This window comes from bacterium endosymbiont of Bathymodiolus sp. 5 South, from assembly GCF_900128535.1.
Taxonomy (GTDB): Bacteria; Pseudomonadota; Gammaproteobacteria; order PS1; family Pseudothioglobaceae; genus Thiodubiliella.
In genome coordinates this window covers 1-15,599 of record NZ_FQTR01000008.1, presented here as the reverse complement: position 1 = coordinate 15,599, position 15,599 = coordinate 1, and the positions used below count along the sequence as shown (strand labels likewise).

The window sequence follows — 15,599 nt, the reverse complement described above, 5'->3', positions numbered from 1 at the left end:
ATTTTAGTCTAATTGAGCAAGGATTTTCTTAACAGGTGCCGGCAAACCAACTTTTAATCTGGCAATAGAGTGAAAACCCTCAGTGTTCCTTGAGCAAGTGACCACAATAGGGTTGATCATTAAGTGGTAGTGGGTGAAGCTGTGTTTGACGGTAGGTAGTTTATTTTTTATGACTGCATTTTTATCAAATTTTGTAATGACTTGATTAATGGTTTTTTCATCATTTTCACATTCTACAAGACTCCAAAGCCCGCCCCAAATGCCTTTTTGTGGTCGTTTTTTTAAATAAACCTCTGCTGCTGTGTTTTGATAAATAAGCATTGCTACTGATCGCGTTGGCTTGTTTTTTCTTGGTTTTGGGTTGGGGTAGTTGCCTTGTGTGTTGTGTTGTTTTGCTTGACAATGTTGGGCAAGGGGGCAACGCTCACATTCTGGATTACTGCGTGTGCATAGGGTTGCACCTAAATCCATAATGGCTTGTGTGTAGTCGGCATTGCGTTTATTAGGCGTGTGATATCTAGCCAAATGCCATAATTCTTGAAGGGTTTTACTTTGCCCATAATGCCCCTTAACTTGATGGTACCTTGCAAGTACACGCTTAACATTGCCATCAAGTATGGCGTGGTTTTGATTAAAGCTAATGGCTAAAATAGCGCCTGCTGTGGATTCGCCCACACCTGGCAAATCCAGCACTTGTTCAAATTTTTTTGGGAATACGCCTTGATATTGCGCAACAATAATTTGCGCACATTTGTGCAAGTTTCTTGCTCGTGCATAATAACCCAGCCCAGCCCATTGTGCCAATACCGCATCTTCGCTAGCATTCGCAAGTGCCTCTATTGTTGGAAAATGCTGAACAAAGTTGTTAAAGTAGCCGATAACCGTACTCACTTGTGTTTGTTGCAACATAACCTCGCTCAGCCAGACAGGGTAAGGATTAGGGGTGCTATGTGATGCTTGAGGGCTGTTGTTTGACACTTGCCAAGGTAGGTGGTGGCGACCAAATTGGTCAAACCACTTTAGTAATGGCTTTGAAATTGGGTGCACTATTTTAAGTTAAGTGGGTCATCTGGATTGATGCCGTCCATAAATGGTTTGTCAATGTCTTCATGCGTTACTTGGTAAACACAGCCAATCCAGTTATTGATAATCACATTAGTGGCGTTACCCCAAGTGTTGTTTAAGGTTTTGCTGATAAGTTGTTCGGGAAAATCTGCCAGCGTAAATTCGCCAGACAATAGCTTGGTTTTATACTCATTGAGAATGGCTTTACTTTGTTCGGTTAAATAGCGTTGAGGGAAAGGCGGATAGTCCTCTCGTGTTTTTTCTAAATAAGCAATAATATCGCGTTTGTATTCTTTTAATAGGCTAATAGTATCGTATTCTGGATGCCCTTGAAAAAATACAATTCTTAATAAATCTTCACTCACACATAAGTGTGCGCCGATTTTTCCTTCAACTAAAACCTTAACCTTAACAGTATCAAATTGTGCTTTTGTGATTTCGTTAAAACGAGAGTGAGGCACATCAAAACGCGTATTCACGCCATTCATTAAAGGATGGTGCCGATCTAACACTTGGTGTGGAAACACGCCCCAGCATTTTTTACCAATGGCTTGACGCTTTTGTCCATAGCGAAATTCCAGCACAGCGTGTGTTGCTAAGCATGAGCATAGCGTTGAAGTTACATGACTGTATGACCAGTCAATCACTGCTTTAAGTTGTTCATAAAAAGGTGCTTTTTTTAAATCAACATCTTCAATATGTGCGCCTGTAATAATCAACGCATCTAATCCTTGCATTTTAATATCGTCAAAACTTTGATAATATTGGTTGATATGTGCCTGCGTTTTTTCACCTCGTTTAATAGAGGACAGTGTAAACGGATGTAGATAAAACTGCGCAATTTGGTTGGAATGCCCAACAAGGCGGAAAAATTGCCGCTCCGTTGCTTCAAGTGCTGGGTCTGGCATCATGTTTAATAGACCAATGTGTAATTCACGAATGGCTTGATGATTGGCACGGTCTTTGCTTAACACCGTCTCGCCTTCGTTACGCAGGCGTTCAAAAGAAGGCAACTTAGTATGGGCGATTAAAGGCATTAGCGTATTGCCCCTGTGATCAGTTCCATTACCTCACTGCTATTTTGACATTGGTGTAAGTCTGTACTATCAATGGTGCAACCATATTGACGGGCAATCGCTTCATATTTTGGTTTGCGGTGCTTAAGTAAGCGTGGAAAAACCCAACGCACAAACGCATCAGGGTCAATTTGTGCGACATAGGAAAATTGATTTTCTTGTAGGTAAGTCTCTAGTTGTTGTTGCAAGAAATTTTGTTGATAGTAAAGCGGTTTGGGGTGTGTTCGTGCGCGCTCAATCAAAGCAGACTCGTTATCTTCGTGGGCACGAATATAAACAATCAGCGTATTATCTGCCAATGATTGATAGACCTTATTATCATCTAATTCACACAAACTGCCCCCTGCATCATTAATGAAATGCCTGTAGCCCTGCGCCTGAGATTTTTTGATAAATTCTCCAACATCCAACATAGTTTGGGCTTCAGCTTCTCTGTGTAGTGCTTGTCGGCGGTTAAATTCACCAATTGGTAATCCGCCTAACTCAGGGTTGCCGACTTTGCCTAAAAAACTTGACACCGAAGACATATTATCAAAAGTAATATGATTTTGAACGGTGATAGAATCGTTGTCTAACAAATTGGCTAAGCATTCATCTTGTTTAATTTGTTGCTTGATATTAGCAAGAATAGCGTCATTTAAATACTCAGTGCCAATGCGATAATCGCCAGAATAGTGATACCATTTATCCTTAAGCCTAAGTAACTTTGAAAGGTGTGTTTTGCCAACGCCTGACATACCGAGCAGTGTTAGGTGCTTGTGTTTTGATTTAGAAAATTCTTTACTGTAAAGTTTCATAATAGTGCAAAGGTGTTATAACAAACCCTCTTGTTTAAACATTTCGCGAATGCCGCGAATAGCCTGGCGGGTGCGGTGTTCGTTTTCAATTAAACCAAAGCGTACATACTTATCGCCATATTCACCAAAACCAATACCAGGAGAGACACCAACTTTTGCCACTGCAATGAGTTTTTTAGTAAATTCTAATGAACCCATTGCTTGATAGAATTCAGGAATTTTTGCCCAAACAAACATGGTGGCTTTGGGTGGTGTCACCGCCCAACCAATAGAGTTTAAGCCTTCGCACAAAACATCACGCCTGTCTTGATACATTTGTGCAATTTCTTTAACACAGGTTTGGTCGCCTTCTAGTGCCTCAATTGCTGCTACTTGAATAGGAGTAAACATACCATAATCTAAGTAAGACTTGATTTTAGCCAGTGCGCCTACCAAAGTTGGGTTGCCTACCATGAAACCAACCCGCCAACCAGGCATATTGTAACTTTTTGATAATGAGAAAAATTCAACCGCAATATCTTTAGCCCCTTCTACCTGCAAAATACTAGGCGCAACATAACCATCAAACACAATATCTGCGTAGGCTAAATCTTGCACCACCCAAATCTTGTGTTCTTTGGCAACCTTGATGACACGCTCAAAAAACCCTAACTCAGCACACTCGGTAGTTGGATTAGATGGGTAGTTAAGTACCAACATCTTTGGCTTAGGAAAAGTATTTTTAATTGAGCGCTCTAACTCTGCAAAAAAATCATCTTCAGGACCACAAGGTACATGCTGAATGTCAGCACCTGCAATCACAAACCCATAGGGATGAATGGGGTAAGCAGGATTGGGAACTAAAACCGTATCGCCACTGCCAACAACTGCTTGCGCTAAATTTGCCAAGCCCTCTTTTGAGCCAATGGTAACAATCGCCTCGGTTTCTGCATCAATAGCAACATCAAAACGATTTTTATACCAGTTTGAAATTGCGCATCTTAGGCGTGGGATCCCGCGGGAAGCAGAATAACGGTGTGTATCGCTGCGCCGCGCTGCTTCAACCAATTTTTCCACAATATGCTCAGGCGTTGGCTGGTCAGGGTTGCCCATACCGAAGTCAATAATGTCCTCACCACGAGCCCTAGCTTCAACCTTGAGCTTATTGGTAATTGCAAAAACATATTCTGGCAATCTTTTTATTCGTGGGAAATCGTTATCCATGGGTTTTTGGCGTCGCTCTTTATTTAATAGCTAATAACTCAACATCAAAAATTATGGTTGCACTTGGTGGGATTGGTCCTGCGCCAAACTCTCCATACGCTAATTTTGATGGAATGGTCAGTTTGCGCTTGCCGCCTACTAGCATACCTTCAATGCCTGTGTCCCAGCCAGAGATGACCTGCCCCGCTCCGAGTTTAAAGTCAAAAGGTTCGTTCCTGTCAACACTTGAGTCAAATTTTTTGCCATTGGTTAGCCAGCCAGTATAGTGCATAGACACGAAGTCTCCAGCTTTGCACGCTTTGCCTTTACCAATTTCAGTATCTTCTATTTGTAATTCTGCCATTTGTGTTTCCTTTAATAAGTGAGTGTTATATTGTATGAACTAAATTTCCTAATATTAAACACCCCTGTGTCTAATAATAAATATTGTCCTTTAATGCCTTGTAAAACGCCAGAAATTTCAGGCGTTTTGTCCAAATTTAACGAGGTAACTTTGCTTGGATATTCTACCACAGGGTAGTGAATTTTTACCACTTCATTGCTTAATGCTATTGCGTCTAAATCCGCCATCATATTGGATACCTCTGGCAATAGTTGGTTTTTTGTTGCGACAAGGTCAACTTTATCTACCTCGTTTTTAAGCATTTTGCGCCAGTTGGTTTTATCATTGACGAATGCCTTTAAAGCCTCTTCAATTTTTCCAGATTTAAGTCGTGTATCCACCTCAAGTATTGGCAGAGCAGCGACAGCACCTTGGTCAATCCAACGACTGGGGATATTGCTCTTGCGAGTAATGCCGACCTTGATGCCCGATGAGTTTGCCAAATAAATAATATGCGGCGCAAAGCAATTGTCCAGCCCCCACTGTGGCTCACGGCAAGTGCCAAGGTGATGGTGGCAAGTTTCAGGCTTCATAATGCACAAATCACAACGCGCCAAATCTTGACAACACGGGTAACAAAACCCTTGAGAATAACTTTTTCGAATTGTTCTGCCACAGTTTGAGCAGGTAATCTCACCGTTAAATTTTAATAATATTTTCTGCCCAACTAACCCATTCATTGCCACCAAATCGTTATCAATCGGCAGATGGTAGATTGCATGACTACCTTCAAGCGTGGTGTGCATTTTTTGGATGTCGCCTGTTTTAGTCATTGTGTTAATAACCGCTGTACTTGCTTGTATTTATCGGCAGTTTCCTGCACGATATTATCAGGTAGGGTTGGTGCGGGCGGGGTTTTGTCCCAATCCAATGTTTCTAAATAATCGCGTACAATTTGTTTGTCAAAGCTTTTTGGGCTAATGCCCACCTGATAATCAGCCTTTGACCAGAAACGCGAAGAATCCGGTGTTAACACTTCGTCCATTAATGTCAGCTTGCCTGTTTCATCTAAACCAAATTCAAATTTGGTGTCAGCAATGATAATGCCACGCTCTAGTACATAATCTGCCGCAAACTGATAAAGTGCCAAACTCACATCTTTGATTTGTTGTGCTAAATCCTTGCCTACAAGTTGCACGGTTTGTTCAAAGTCAATATTCTCATCATGCTGTCCAACAGCCGCCTTGCTAGAGGGCGTGTAAAGTGTTTCAGGCAGTTTTTCTGCCAGTCGCAGTTTTGTTGGTAATTGAATGCCACAAACTGAGCCTGTTTGTTGGTAATCTTTCCAGCCAGAGCCAATAATGTAGCCTCGGACAATTGCCTCAACAGGAAGGGGCTTGAGTTTTTTGACAATGATTGCACGACCATCCACTTGCTCAATTTCTTCTGGCGTTAAAACACTGTCAAGTGATTCATGGGTTAATTGATTGGCGATGATATGGTGGGTTTTTTCAAACCAAAAATTAGCCACTTCGGTAAGCACACGCCCTTTGCCAGAAATCGGCTGATTGAACACCACATCAAAGGCACTCAAGCGATCGGTAGTCACAATTAGCAGTCGATACTCGTCAATATCATAAATGTCTCGCACCTTGCCTTTTTGGACTAATGGCAGGCTAAGCGAGGTTTCAAAAAGTGTTTGCATAAGCGTTTTAAAGGTAATTTGGATGTTATTTTAACCGCCTGTGGTAAAATCAGCCACATATTATGATAAAAATAATTCTAATCACTGTTTTGCTAATCACCCAATTTGCAACAGCATCGCCGCTGAGCGATAGTGCACTTAGAATGATTAAAATAGGTAATGAGGTTGGTTCGCCCGCCGTGATAAAGAATGGACAAGATTTACTGATAAAAGGGATGCTTGAATTAAACGATTTTGATGCAGCGTACGAAGCATCAAGGCAAGCGCGTTTAGGTAATCAAATAATGGGTTATCCACCACAAGTGCAAATTGCCAATAAAATATTAAGCAAATTGCTCAATCAAGGCTACGAACCAGCAATTTATGACAGTGCGTTATATCTGCTTGACGGCGATAGTGGCTTTGTTAAAGATGAGTTAATGGCGCTCAATTTATTAGAAAAGTCAACGCAGATGTATGCCAATCCACAGTCTGCTTTTGTCGCCGCAGTTATCAGAAATGAATCCTTAGCGCCTATTACTAAGGACAAACAACGCATTGACGAGTTGATTACTTTTGCAATTTTAAACAAGGTTAAAGGTGCAGCTGAGTATCAAGCGCAATATATAAACAACAAAACGCAAAAGTTAAAAGTTAAAAGTTGGCGCGCTTGGATAGGCAAACAATAGCTTTACAAACGACGCAAAATAAATTTTGCTCTTTTTTGGAAGCGCTTTAAATCAGATTTTGCGACGCGTTTTTGTTTAGGTAGTCGCCATGTGAGTGGGTTTTTGCGTTTGCCCTTATAGCGTAATTCGTAGTGTAAGTGCGGGCCCGTTGAGCGACCTGTTGAGCCTACATAGCCAATGACCTGCCCTTTTTTAACCTTGGATGATGTCCTGAGCCCACGAGAAAATCTAGATAGATGTGCATAAACGGTTAAATAATTACTGCCGTGTGTAATATGTACAGATTTGCCAAGTGCCCCCATTCTTTTACGATGTTTAATGACGCCATCAGCCACAGCGTAAACAGGTGTGCCATATTCTGCAGCGTAGTCAACAGCTCTGTGCGATCGCCAAGTTTTTAGGATTGGGTGAAAGCGCTTCAGGTGAAACTTTGAGCTAATGCGTTTGTATTTCAAAGGTGCTTTTAAGAAGCTGGGATAGAGTGTTTTGCCATTGATGCCGTAATAACCAAGGCGTCCGTATTTGTCGGTGTAGGAGAAAACAGCAACACGCTTTTTTTTGCCGACATAAATTAATGCACTCGGCGTGGCGTGCCTTTTGCCAAAAACAATAAAACGATCGCCTCTTTCTAAATCTCGATCAAAGTCGATTTTCCACGAGAAGATGCGCACCATGTTATTAATGGTTTTTTGGCTAATGCCGACTCTTTGTGCGTCATAGGCGAGCGAGCGAGTAATGTGAATAGTAGAGCGCTCAAGTGCATTAGTGCCACTTATAAAAAACAATGAAAATAATAAAAGTAGTGTAAATTTACGCATATTTTTTGATGATTGTGCGCGCTGTTTCGCGTGCTATTTTGTCGTTAGCAATAACGGCTTCTAATGAAGGGACATCTGTATGTTGGACAGTATCCAAGGTGTATTGAATAATTTTTGCAATAGCTAAAAATGAAATTTTATTGTTTAAGAAATGTTCAACCGCAACTTCGTTAGCGGCGTTGAGTGTGCCCATTGCATTGCCACCTTGTTTGAGCGCATCAAATGCTTGTCTTAAACAAGTAAACTTGTCTAAATCAGGTGCATAAAACTCTAATGGAGGATTGTTGGTTAAGTCTAGCGGCTCAACACCAGAGGCAATTCTATCAGGATAACTCATCGCATAAGAGATGACACTGCGCATATCGGGGTTGCCAAGTTGAGATAGTGTTGAGCCATCTTCATAATAAATTGAAGAATGGATGATGGATTGCGGATGCACGACCACATCAATTTTTTCAGCGGGTAAGTCAAATAAATAATGCGCTTCAATCACCTCCAAACCCTTGTTCATCATGGTGGCAGAGTCTACTGATATTTTTCGGCCCATTGACCAGTTTGGGTGGGCACAGGCTTCATCAGGGGTGATGGTGCATAATTTTTCAATGGGTGTGTGTAGGAATGGACCGCCACTGGCAGTGAGTTGGATTTTACTTAGTCCAGATTTGCCACTTTGTAAGCATTGAAAAATTGCTGAATGTTCAGAGTCCACAGGAATGAGTTCAGCATTATTGTCACGCACTGCTTGCATAAATAAATCACCTGCCAGCACTAAAGATTCTTTATTGGCGAGCATAATGCGTTTGCCTGCTTTGGCGGCGGCAAGACTTGACGCCATACCGGCGCTACCCACAATCGCAGCCATTACATAATCAGTTTTATCGTGTGTGGCAATGGTGTTGAGCGCTTCTACACCCTGTAAAACTTCTATATTATCATTCACCACTTTTGAAAGCGCTTTGGCAGCGGATTCATCCGTCATTACCACAAACTTAGGCTGGAATTTTTTACACAGTGTTTGCATTTTTTGCCAATTGGTATGGGCGCTGAGGGCAAAAACATTAAATTTATCAGGATGCAGTGCTGCCACTGATAGCGTACTATCGCCAATTGAGCCGGTTGCACCTAAAATCGTGATGTTTTTCATAGCAAATCTGCAAAAAATACCATGACAATAAAAACAGGTGTGGCAGCAAAAATGCCATCAAGCCTATCTAAAATACCGCCATGTCCAGGTAGAATGTTACCGCTGTCTTTTACGCCTGTTTCACGCTTATAAATGCTTTCGTACAAATCACCAACCACAGAGAATACTGCAGTTATTAAGGCAATTGGGATAAACTGCCAAGCAAAATTGTTGGTTATAAACATCCATATTATGGTTAAAATTAACGCACCAAATACGCCACCAATGGAACCCTCAATGGTTTTACCACCACTCAGATTGGGCGCCAGTTTGTGTTTACCAAAAATCTTACCTGAGAAGTAAGCAAAACTATCTGCTCCCCAAACGATAGCAAGCAGTAATAACAATAAGTTTAAATTCGTCAATTGTAATTCAATTAAGCCGAATAAAGGCAGTAACAATAAAGGCGCATTAAATAGTATAAAAAAATTATCAGGCTTAACAGCTGGGTAGCGACTCACTGTCCAAAAATTGTTAAGCCACCAAAGTGTTGCAATAGGAAAAATTAGCGTGGCAAAAGGATGATGTGTTGGCAGACCAACCACGACTATCGCGCCATACCCCAACACCAAGCTAGCGCAAATGATTTTGTATAAAACAGCAATATTGTTAAGCTTTAAAAATTCATACAGTCCGAATAAAACAGCCAGCACCAAAAGCGCTGTAAATCCCAAAGGAGATTCAAAGATTAAGTAAAGTGTCAAAGTCCCCAACGCGCCAGCGGTTAGCAACCTTTTTGTTAATTCATTCATCTCGCCCTCCGTAGCGCCTATCGCGATGATTAAAGCTTTCAATTGCCTGGTCTAATTCGCTCGCATTAAAATCAGGCCAAAGCGTGTCAGTAAAATATAATTCGCTATAAGCAATATCCCAAAGTAGAAAATTACTAATGCGTTGCTCGCCACTACTACGAATGAGTAAGTCTACAGCATTATTTTCTAACGATAAATATTGTGCAAAGTTTTGTTCATTTAATGTATCAGCATCTACCCCGCTGGCTATTGCTTGTTGGCAAGCGTTGACAATATCCCACCTACCACCATAGTTAGCAGCAATCACTAAGGTTAGCCCCGTATTGTCCGCTAATAAGGTTTGTGCTTCTACTGCGGTTTTTTGAACATCACTAGGAAATAGCGATAGTTTGCCAATAATTTTGAGTCGGACATTGTATTTTTTGAGCTTTTTAACCTCTTGTTTGAGCACGCTTAAAAATAACTTAAACAATAAGGTTACTTCTTCTTCGCAACGGTTTTTATTTTCACTGCTAAAGGCAAACAAGGTGAGTGTTTGCACGCCGATGACGCCACAATGTTTCACAATTTCTCGTACGGTATCCACCCCTTTTTTATGTCCTACAATGCGAGGTAATTTGCGTTTTTTTGCCCAACGACCGTTGCCGTCCATAATAATTGCAATATGTTTAGGGGTATTCATAAATGCAGATTTTACCGTAGTTCGGTATAATTCAGACTTATGAGTTTAGCAAAAAGAATTGTTCCTTGTCTTGATGTGCGTGATGGTCGTGTGGTCAAGGGCGTACAGTTTATAGATATTAAAGATGCAGGTGATCCCGTTGAGGTAGCTAAGCGCTATGATTTAGAGGGTGCTGATGAGATTACTTTTTTAGACATTACTGCCACGCATGAGGGTAGAGGCACTATGATACCTATGGTTGAGGCGATTGCCGATCAGGTGTTTATTCCTCTGACTGTGGGCGGAGGCATCCGCAAAGCGCGCGATGTGCGCGATATGTTAAATGCAGGTGCAGATAAAGTGGCAGTAAATTCTGCGGCTATTTTTAACCCCCATTTAATCAACCAACTTAGTGAAGAGTTTGGCTCACAGTGTATTGTGATTGCCATTGACGCTAAAAAAGTAGCTGCAGGCAAGTGGGAAATTTTCACTCATGGCGGGCGTAAACCAACAGGCATTGATGCACTTGAATGGGCAGTGAAAATGACACAGGGCGAGAACGGTGCTGGCGAAGTTCTGTTGACATCAATGGATTGCGACGGCGTCAAAACAGGGTTTGATTTAGCGCTGACCAAAGCAGTCGCAGATGCAGTTGATGTACCAGTGATTGCCTCTGGCGGTGTCGGCAATTTAGAACACTTATCTGAAGGCGTTTTACAAGGCGGCGCAGACGCAGTGTTGGCCGCTAGTATTTTTCATTTTGGTGAATATACTATCTTGCAGGCTAAGCAAGCCATGCAGGAAAACGGTATAGAAGTTAGATTGTAAAGCTATCTAATAATATCAAAACTTGAGTCAATGTTTAACTCAAAAGTTTTTGGCTTGATGGTGGGATTGACAACTAATTGCTCAAAAATAATGGTGATAATTTGCCCAAGTTCATTGTCCAGTGAAATAGCATGTAACAATCCATCGACAAAACCAAACTCTATTTGACTGTATGCGTTTGCTGCTAAGTACCAATCAATACCACCTTCGCTATGGGAAAACTTTGGCGTATTCTGAATAGAATCGGGTTTGTTAATTAGCCAATAGAGTGGCGTTTTAGCAAGGTCCTTTTTTTCTTGTAAAACGGCCTGCTCAAGTTCGGTATCAATTTGCCATAATTCGTTATTATTTAGTAGCAGTATTTGGTCGTTGGGTTTTTTAGTGTGCCAAAGTAATTTTTGTGGACGCTGAAATGCAAAACTGCCTGATGTGCTGCTTATTAATGTAAAGCCTTCGTCATAAACGGTTTGTGAAAAGTTGGCCTTGAGTGACTCTACCGAATTGAAAAACTCAAAGAACTGGTTGGTTTTGCTATTGTCACTGATAGCAATATTTGCCCATAAGGCGGCAATTAGAATAAATGTTTTAATTTTCATTAATGGGCTCCGGTGCTAATACTTGTCGACTGCCTGCACTATTCATACCACTAACAACACCTGCTGCTTCCATGTCTTCAATAATACGCGCTGCACGATTGTAGCCAATACGCAAGCGTCGTTGCAGGCTTGAAATAGAGGCCCTGCGTGTTGAGGTAACAATCTGCACTGATTTATCATACAATTCATCCGTCTCACCTCCATGCTCTCCAGTGCCTTCATGCGCATCAGCAGATTCGCTATGAGAATTTACAACGCTATTAAGATAATTGGTTTGTGAATGTTCACGCAAGAAACCCACCACATTTTCAATTTCATCATCGCTAACAAAAGCACCATGCACACGAGATAGATGTGAGGCGCCTGGTGTCATATAAAGCATATCGCCCATGCCTAACAATTGCTCTGCACCGCCTTGGTCAAGAATGGTGCGAGAGTCAACTTTTGAAGTAACTTTAAAAGCAATACGCGAGGGCACATTAGATTTAATAAGCCCAGTAATCACATCCACACTTGGGCGCTGAGTGGCAATAATTAAATGAATGCCCGCAGCGCGTGCCTTTTGTGCAAGACGGATAATAAGTGCTTCTACACGCTTAGCCTTAGTGCGGTCTTCTTGTTGCAATGCACCTAACATATCGGCGTATTCATCAATCACTAACATAATCAGTGGTAATGGCTCTAATTCAGGTGCGCTTTCACCCTCTTCAGCAGTTTCTTCTTTAAAGGATGGGTCAAGAAGTGGCGCGCCTCTGTTCTTGGCTTTTTCAAGTTTTTCGTTAAACCCCTCAATATTACGCACCCCAAATTTAGCCAATAGTGAATAACGACGCTCCATTTCATTCACGCACCACCACAGTGCAGAAGCTGCTTGATTCATATCGGTGATGACGGGTGTTAACAAGTGAGGTACATCGCTGTAACAAGACAGCTCAACAATTTTAGGATCAATCATAATGATACGCACTTGCTCTGGCGTGGCTTTATACAGCACGCTTAAAATCATTGCATTCAAGCCAACAGACTTGCCCATTCCTGTTGAGCCTGCTACTAACAAGTGCGGCATTTTTGCTAAATTTGCTACCACAGGTTGGCCGTTAATATCTTTACCAAGCCCCATGGTAAGCATGGAAGGCGATTGGCTAAATTCATTAGAAGATAAAATTTCTTTAAGTCCAATCATCTCTCGCTGGGCATTTGGAATTTCTAAACCAATAACAGGCTTACCCGGGATAACATCAACAATACGAACACTTTCAACCAATAGAGCACGAGCAAGGTCTTTGTTTAGATTCATAATTTGAGATACTTTTACGCCGGGTGCCAGCGACAATTCAAACTGTGTGATTACTGGACCAGGCGTAACCGCGGTGATATTGACATCAAAACCGAAATCTTTAAGTTTGATTTCCACTTGCTGTGACATTTCTGCAATTTCTTTTTCAGAGTAACCCTTAGTACTCACTTTAATGTCATCAAGTAGTGACAAATCAGGCAGACCCGTTAATGTTTTATTATTAGGTAGGCTGGCGTTGGTTTTTTTCTTTACTGGTTTTTTTTTAGTAGGCTTTGCTCTACCAAATAGACCTAATTTTTTGGCTGTTAGTCTTGGTGTAGTTGTGGTGGCTACTTTGGCCTTGGGTCTTTTTACTTTGAGTTTTGTAAGCAATTTGGCAATAAAGGCAAAGATATTTTTCCATAGCAACGAGTCAGCAACACCAGCGCTAATCATAATAATACCAAGATAAATAAGAATAGATATTGAGCCAAATAACACGCCAAAGTAGTTGTCTAGTATATTACCAATATCACCACCTGCAGGACCTTTGCTTGTGGAAAGTTGTGCCAATAATGCTGAAAATGAGGCAATCAATACAATCGTTGCTACAAATCGAATTCTAGCTATATTAGGGTTGGCAGGCTTGCGCTCAGCATTCTTGTGGATTTTGTAACCTAGCCAAATTAATGAGATTGGAATCAAGTAGGCACTATAACCTAAAAACGATAAACCAATATCACTTAAGTAGGCGCCAACAACCCCTGCTAAATTTATGATTGGATCCTCAAGTGTGCTAGATAGGGGCGTTTCTGTTGGCGAATGAGAGATAAGCGCAACCAAGAACACCAGTCCAAAGGTAACAAGTGCGATAAAGAATACCTCGCTTCTTGTGCGTGAACGAGGTTGGGGAGTATTAGGTTTGTTATTTTTCAAGGTGGGTTCCGTCTACTTTATAATATAATGTCTATTTTAATTTGATAAGTATAAAGGATTGGTATTAAATGAGCAAAAATAAACACTGTAAAGTTTTAATTGTTGGCTCTGGCCCTGCAGGTTATTCTGCCGCTATTTACGCAGCTAGAGCGAATCTTGATCCCGTCATTGTTAGCGGCATGGAACAAGGCGGGCAGTTAATGAGCACCACTGATGTGGATAATTGGCCAGGGGATAATGAGGGTGTGCAAGGGCCTGACTTGATGATGCGTATGCAACAACACGCTGAGCGCTTTGAGACTGAGGTTATTAATGACACCATTGTTGATGTTGATTTTTCATCTCGTCCATTTATATTAAACGGCGCTGATACAATTTACACTGCCGATGCGGTGATTATTGCCACAGGTGCAAGTGCGCGTTATTTAGGTCTAGCGTCAGAAGAAGCCTTTAAAGGTAGAGGTGTGAGCGCTTGCGCAACTTGCGATGGTTTCTTTTATCGTGGGCAGAAGGTTGCTGTGATTGGCGGGGGTAATACGGCAGTAGAGGAGGCGTTATTCTTGTCAAACATAGCCGATCATGTGACTATTGTTCACCGTAGAGATAAATTCTCTAGTGAAAAGATTTTGTCTGACCAGCTTATTGAAAAGTCAAAAACGGGCAATATTACTATTGAATATAATAACAATCTTGATGAAGTGTTGGGCGATGATGCAGGCGTGACAGGTTTGAGGCTGAAAAACAATGATGGTAGCACTAAAGACATTGATGTGCATGGTGTGTTTATTGCTATTGGGCACACACCAAATACCGGTATTTTTGAAGGCAGCGTAGACATGAATCATGGCTATATTCAGATACAAAGTGGCACACAAGGCAATGCTACTCAGACCAGTGTTGAAGGTGTGTTTGCAGCGGGAGATGTGGCAGACCATATTTATCGTCAAGCCATTACTTCGGCAGGCTCAGGTTGTATGGCGGCACTTGATGCTGAAAGATTTTTAGGTGAGTAGTTTTTAATTATAGGTATAATGCTATCTTTTTGTAAGGCCACATAGCTCAGTTGGTAGAGCAAGGGACTGAAAATCCCTGTGTCCCTAGTTCAATTCTAGGTGTGGCCACCATATTCCATAAGGATTTTCGTCTGAAAATCCTTTTTTATTTTTGAAGCAAAGTAAAACAGCACTTTTTATTTTGTGCCCATTCAAGTTCCAAGTGCAACTTTTTACCCCTAAAAAAGAAAAAAGCGTTACGGTAAAACAGACAGGCGTGGTGTAATTCCTAACAGGGTTATGATCAATCAACGACCAAGGGTCGTTGACGATAAAACAAGAATTGGTGATTTTGGGCTTGACACTATCATTGGTAAAGGTCATAAAGGTGCTGTGGTAACCATTGTTGATAGAAAAAGCAAAATTTTACTAGCAAAGCCAGTCAAGAGAAGAACCGCTGCCTTGGTCTCAGAAGCTATCATTCAACTGTTGAAGCCCTATATCAATCATACCCATACATTAACGCCTGACAACCGCAAAGAATTTGCCTACCATTATTCAGCATGAATGAATGTTGAAATTCTATAGCTTCTTTAACCTTTATACCTGTTTTATTTTTTTGGGTCATGACAACTTAAGCGGCTCTTTTCTGAACATTCCAAGCAAAACCTTATAAAGGTTTTGCTTGCGATTATTAAATCTAAATTCACATTCTTTAAGG

16 protein-coding genes, 1 tRNA gene and 1 pseudogene are annotated in these 15,599 nt (G+C 41.3%); 5 read left to right on the top strand and 13 right to left on the bottom strand.

Features of this window, described 5'->3' with window-relative positions; translation table 11 throughout:
- Positions 1–3: 3 nt before the first annotated feature.
- The 7 genes from mutY to BBROOKSOX_RS01775 are packed head-to-tail and all read right to left on the bottom strand — an operon-like array spanning position 4 to position 6,168.
- Positions 4–1,047, bottom strand: a complete 1,044-nt coding sequence (mutY, locus tag BBROOKSOX_RS01805) for an A/G-specific adenine glycosylase (protein ID WP_139659492.1) — start codon at positions 1,045–1,047, stop codon at positions 4–6.
- Complete coding sequence (metA, locus tag BBROOKSOX_RS01800) at positions 1,047–2,102, bottom strand: homoserine O-succinyltransferase MetA (RefSeq protein WP_139659491.1); 1,056 nt, start codon at positions 2,100–2,102, stop codon at positions 1,047–1,049. The genes mutY and metA overlap by 1 nt, the downstream gene beginning before the upstream one ends.
- Positions 2,102–2,938, bottom strand: a complete 837-nt coding sequence (locus tag BBROOKSOX_RS01795; protein ID WP_139659490.1) for an ATPase — start codon at positions 2,936–2,938, stop codon at positions 2,102–2,104. Before BBROOKSOX_RS01795 ends, metA begins: the two co-directional genes overlap by 1 nt.
- Positions 2,939–2,953: 15 nt before the next feature.
- Complete coding sequence (gene alaC / locus BBROOKSOX_RS01790) at positions 2,954–4,141, bottom strand: alanine transaminase (protein ID WP_139659489.1); 1,188 nt, start codon at positions 4,139–4,141, stop codon at positions 2,954–2,956.
- Positions 4,142–4,160: 19 nt separating this feature from the next.
- Positions 4,161–4,484, bottom strand: a complete 324-nt coding sequence (locus BBROOKSOX_RS01785; protein WP_139659488.1) for an FKBP-type peptidyl-prolyl cis-trans isomerase — start codon at positions 4,482–4,484, stop codon at positions 4,161–4,163.
- An 11-nt stretch (positions 4,485–4,495) separates the two neighbouring features.
- Complete coding sequence (locus tag BBROOKSOX_RS01780; protein ID WP_139659487.1) at positions 4,496–5,296, bottom strand: DUF2797 domain-containing protein; 801 nt, start codon at positions 5,294–5,296, stop codon at positions 4,496–4,498.
- The gene (locus tag BBROOKSOX_RS01775; RefSeq protein WP_139659486.1) at positions 5,293–6,168 is read right to left on the bottom strand and encodes a phosphoribosylaminoimidazolesuccinocarboxamide synthase; all 876 of its coding nucleotides are present in this window, start codon (positions 6,166–6,168) and stop codon (positions 5,293–5,295) included. Before BBROOKSOX_RS01775 ends, BBROOKSOX_RS01780 begins: the two co-directional genes overlap by 4 nt.
- A gap of 62 nt (positions 6,169–6,230) precedes the next feature.
- Here BBROOKSOX_RS01775 and BBROOKSOX_RS01770 point away from each other — a divergent pair, with 62 nt between their 5' ends.
- Positions 6,231–6,836 carry a hypothetical protein gene (locus BBROOKSOX_RS01770; RefSeq protein WP_139659485.1) on the top strand — a complete coding sequence of 202 codons (606 nt, stop codon included), beginning with the start codon at positions 6,231–6,233 and terminating at the stop codon, positions 6,834–6,836.
- Positions 6,837–6,838: 2 nt separating this feature from the next.
- Here BBROOKSOX_RS01770 and BBROOKSOX_RS01765 read toward each other — a convergent pair whose 3' ends face one another.
- From BBROOKSOX_RS01765 to uppS, 4 genes are read right to left on the bottom strand one after another with little or no spacing between them, the layout of a single operon-like run.
- The gene (locus BBROOKSOX_RS01765; RefSeq protein WP_139659484.1) at positions 6,839–7,654 is read right to left on the bottom strand and encodes a peptidoglycan DD-metalloendopeptidase family protein; all 816 of its coding nucleotides are present in this window, start codon (positions 7,652–7,654) and stop codon (positions 6,839–6,841) included.
- A complete protein-coding gene (locus BBROOKSOX_RS01760) occupies positions 7,647–8,798 on the bottom strand; it encodes a 1-deoxy-D-xylulose-5-phosphate reductoisomerase (protein WP_139659483.1) in 1,152 nt (383 codons plus the stop codon). The genes BBROOKSOX_RS01765 and BBROOKSOX_RS01760 overlap by 8 nt, the downstream gene beginning before the upstream one ends.
- Positions 8,795–9,589, bottom strand: coding sequence for a phosphatidate cytidylyltransferase (locus BBROOKSOX_RS01755; protein WP_139659482.1), 795 nt, complete (start codon positions 9,587–9,589; stop codon positions 8,795–8,797). The genes BBROOKSOX_RS01760 and BBROOKSOX_RS01755 overlap by 4 nt, the downstream gene beginning before the upstream one ends.
- Entirely contained in the window at positions 9,582–10,271 is a 690-nt protein-coding gene (uppS, locus tag BBROOKSOX_RS01750; RefSeq protein ID WP_139659481.1) for a polyprenyl diphosphate synthase, read from the bottom strand. The genes BBROOKSOX_RS01755 and uppS overlap by 8 nt, the downstream gene beginning before the upstream one ends.
- Before the next feature lie 39 nt (positions 10,272–10,310).
- Here uppS and hisF point away from each other — a divergent pair, with 39 nt between their 5' ends.
- Positions 10,311–11,078, top strand: a complete 768-nt coding sequence (hisF, locus tag BBROOKSOX_RS01745; protein ID WP_139659480.1) for an imidazole glycerol phosphate synthase subunit HisF — start codon at positions 10,311–10,313, stop codon at positions 11,076–11,078.
- A gap of 2 nt (positions 11,079–11,080) precedes the next feature.
- On the opposite strand, the gene BBROOKSOX_RS01740 is transcribed toward hisF, so the two are convergent.
- Together BBROOKSOX_RS01740 and BBROOKSOX_RS01735 are read right to left on the bottom strand one after the other, a co-directional pair.
- A complete protein-coding gene (locus BBROOKSOX_RS01740) occupies positions 11,081–11,674 on the bottom strand; it encodes a LolA family protein (RefSeq protein ID WP_139659479.1) in 594 nt (197 codons plus the stop codon).
- On the bottom strand, positions 11,664–13,886 hold the full coding sequence (locus BBROOKSOX_RS01735; protein WP_139659478.1) for a DNA translocase FtsK: 2,223 nt from the start codon (positions 13,884–13,886) through the stop codon (positions 11,664–11,666). Before BBROOKSOX_RS01735 ends, BBROOKSOX_RS01740 begins: the two co-directional genes overlap by 11 nt.
- 68 nt (positions 13,887–13,954) lie before the next feature.
- Here BBROOKSOX_RS01735 and trxB point away from each other — a divergent pair, with 68 nt between their 5' ends.
- The 3 genes and pseudogenes from trxB to BBROOKSOX_RS01720 all read left to right on the top strand — a co-directional run.
- Positions 13,955–14,899 carry a thioredoxin-disulfide reductase gene (gene trxB / locus BBROOKSOX_RS01730; protein WP_139659477.1) on the top strand — a complete coding sequence of 315 codons (945 nt, stop codon included), beginning with the start codon at positions 13,955–13,957 and terminating at the stop codon, positions 14,897–14,899.
- A 35-nt stretch (positions 14,900–14,934) separates the two neighbouring features.
- Positions 14,935–15,010, top strand: a tRNA-Phe gene (locus BBROOKSOX_RS01725).
- Between the two features lie 123 nt (positions 15,011–15,133).
- Positions 15,134–15,445 (top strand): annotated as a pseudogene (locus tag BBROOKSOX_RS01720) (IS30 family transposase); the annotation flags it as partial.
- Positions 15,446–15,599 lie beyond the last annotated feature (154 nt).

Excerpts from the sequence above, each read along its gene's own strand:
- metA (WP_139659491.1), bottom strand. The coding sequence starts at position 2,102 with ATGCCTTTAATCGCCCATACTAAGTTGCCTTCTTTTGAACGCCTGCGT.
- BBROOKSOX_RS01795 (WP_139659490.1), bottom strand. The coding sequence starts at position 2,938 with ATGAAACTTTACAGTAAAGAATTTTCTAAATCAAAACACAAGCACCTA.
- alaC (WP_139659489.1), bottom strand. The coding sequence starts at position 4,141 with ATGGATAACGATTTCCCACGAATAAAAAGATTGCCAGAATATGTTTTT.
- BBROOKSOX_RS01785 (WP_139659488.1), bottom strand. The coding sequence starts at position 4,484 with ATGGCAGAATTACAAATAGAAGATACTGAAATTGGTAAAGGCAAAGCG.
- BBROOKSOX_RS01780 (WP_139659487.1), bottom strand. The coding sequence starts at position 5,296 with ATGACTAAAACAGGCGACATCCAAAAAATGCACACCACGCTTGAAGGT.
- BBROOKSOX_RS01775 (WP_139659486.1), bottom strand. The coding sequence starts at position 6,168 with ATGCAAACACTTTTTGAAACCTCGCTTAGCCTGCCATTAGTCCAAAAA.
- BBROOKSOX_RS01770 (WP_139659485.1), top strand. The coding sequence starts at position 6,231 with ATGATAAAAATAATTCTAATCACTGTTTTGCTAATCACCCAATTTGCA.
- BBROOKSOX_RS01765 (WP_139659484.1), bottom strand. The coding sequence starts at position 7,654 with ATGCGTAAATTTACACTACTTTTATTATTTTCATTGTTTTTTATAAGT.
- BBROOKSOX_RS01760 (WP_139659483.1), bottom strand. The coding sequence starts at position 8,798 with ATGAAAAACATCACGATTTTAGGTGCAACCGGCTCAATTGGCGATAGT.
- BBROOKSOX_RS01755 (WP_139659482.1), bottom strand. The coding sequence starts at position 9,589 with ATGAATGAATTAACAAAAAGGTTGCTAACCGCTGGCGCGTTGGGGACT.
- uppS (WP_139659481.1), bottom strand. The coding sequence starts at position 10,271 with ATGAATACCCCTAAACATATTGCAATTATTATGGACGGCAACGGTCGT.
- hisF (WP_139659480.1), top strand. The coding sequence starts at position 10,311 with ATGAGTTTAGCAAAAAGAATTGTTCCTTGTCTTGATGTGCGTGATGGT.
- BBROOKSOX_RS01740 (WP_139659479.1), bottom strand. The coding sequence starts at position 11,674 with ATGAAAATTAAAACATTTATTCTAATTGCCGCCTTATGGGCAAATATT.
- trxB (WP_139659477.1), top strand. The coding sequence starts at position 13,955 with ATGAGCAAAAATAAACACTGTAAAGTTTTAATTGTTGGCTCTGGCCCT.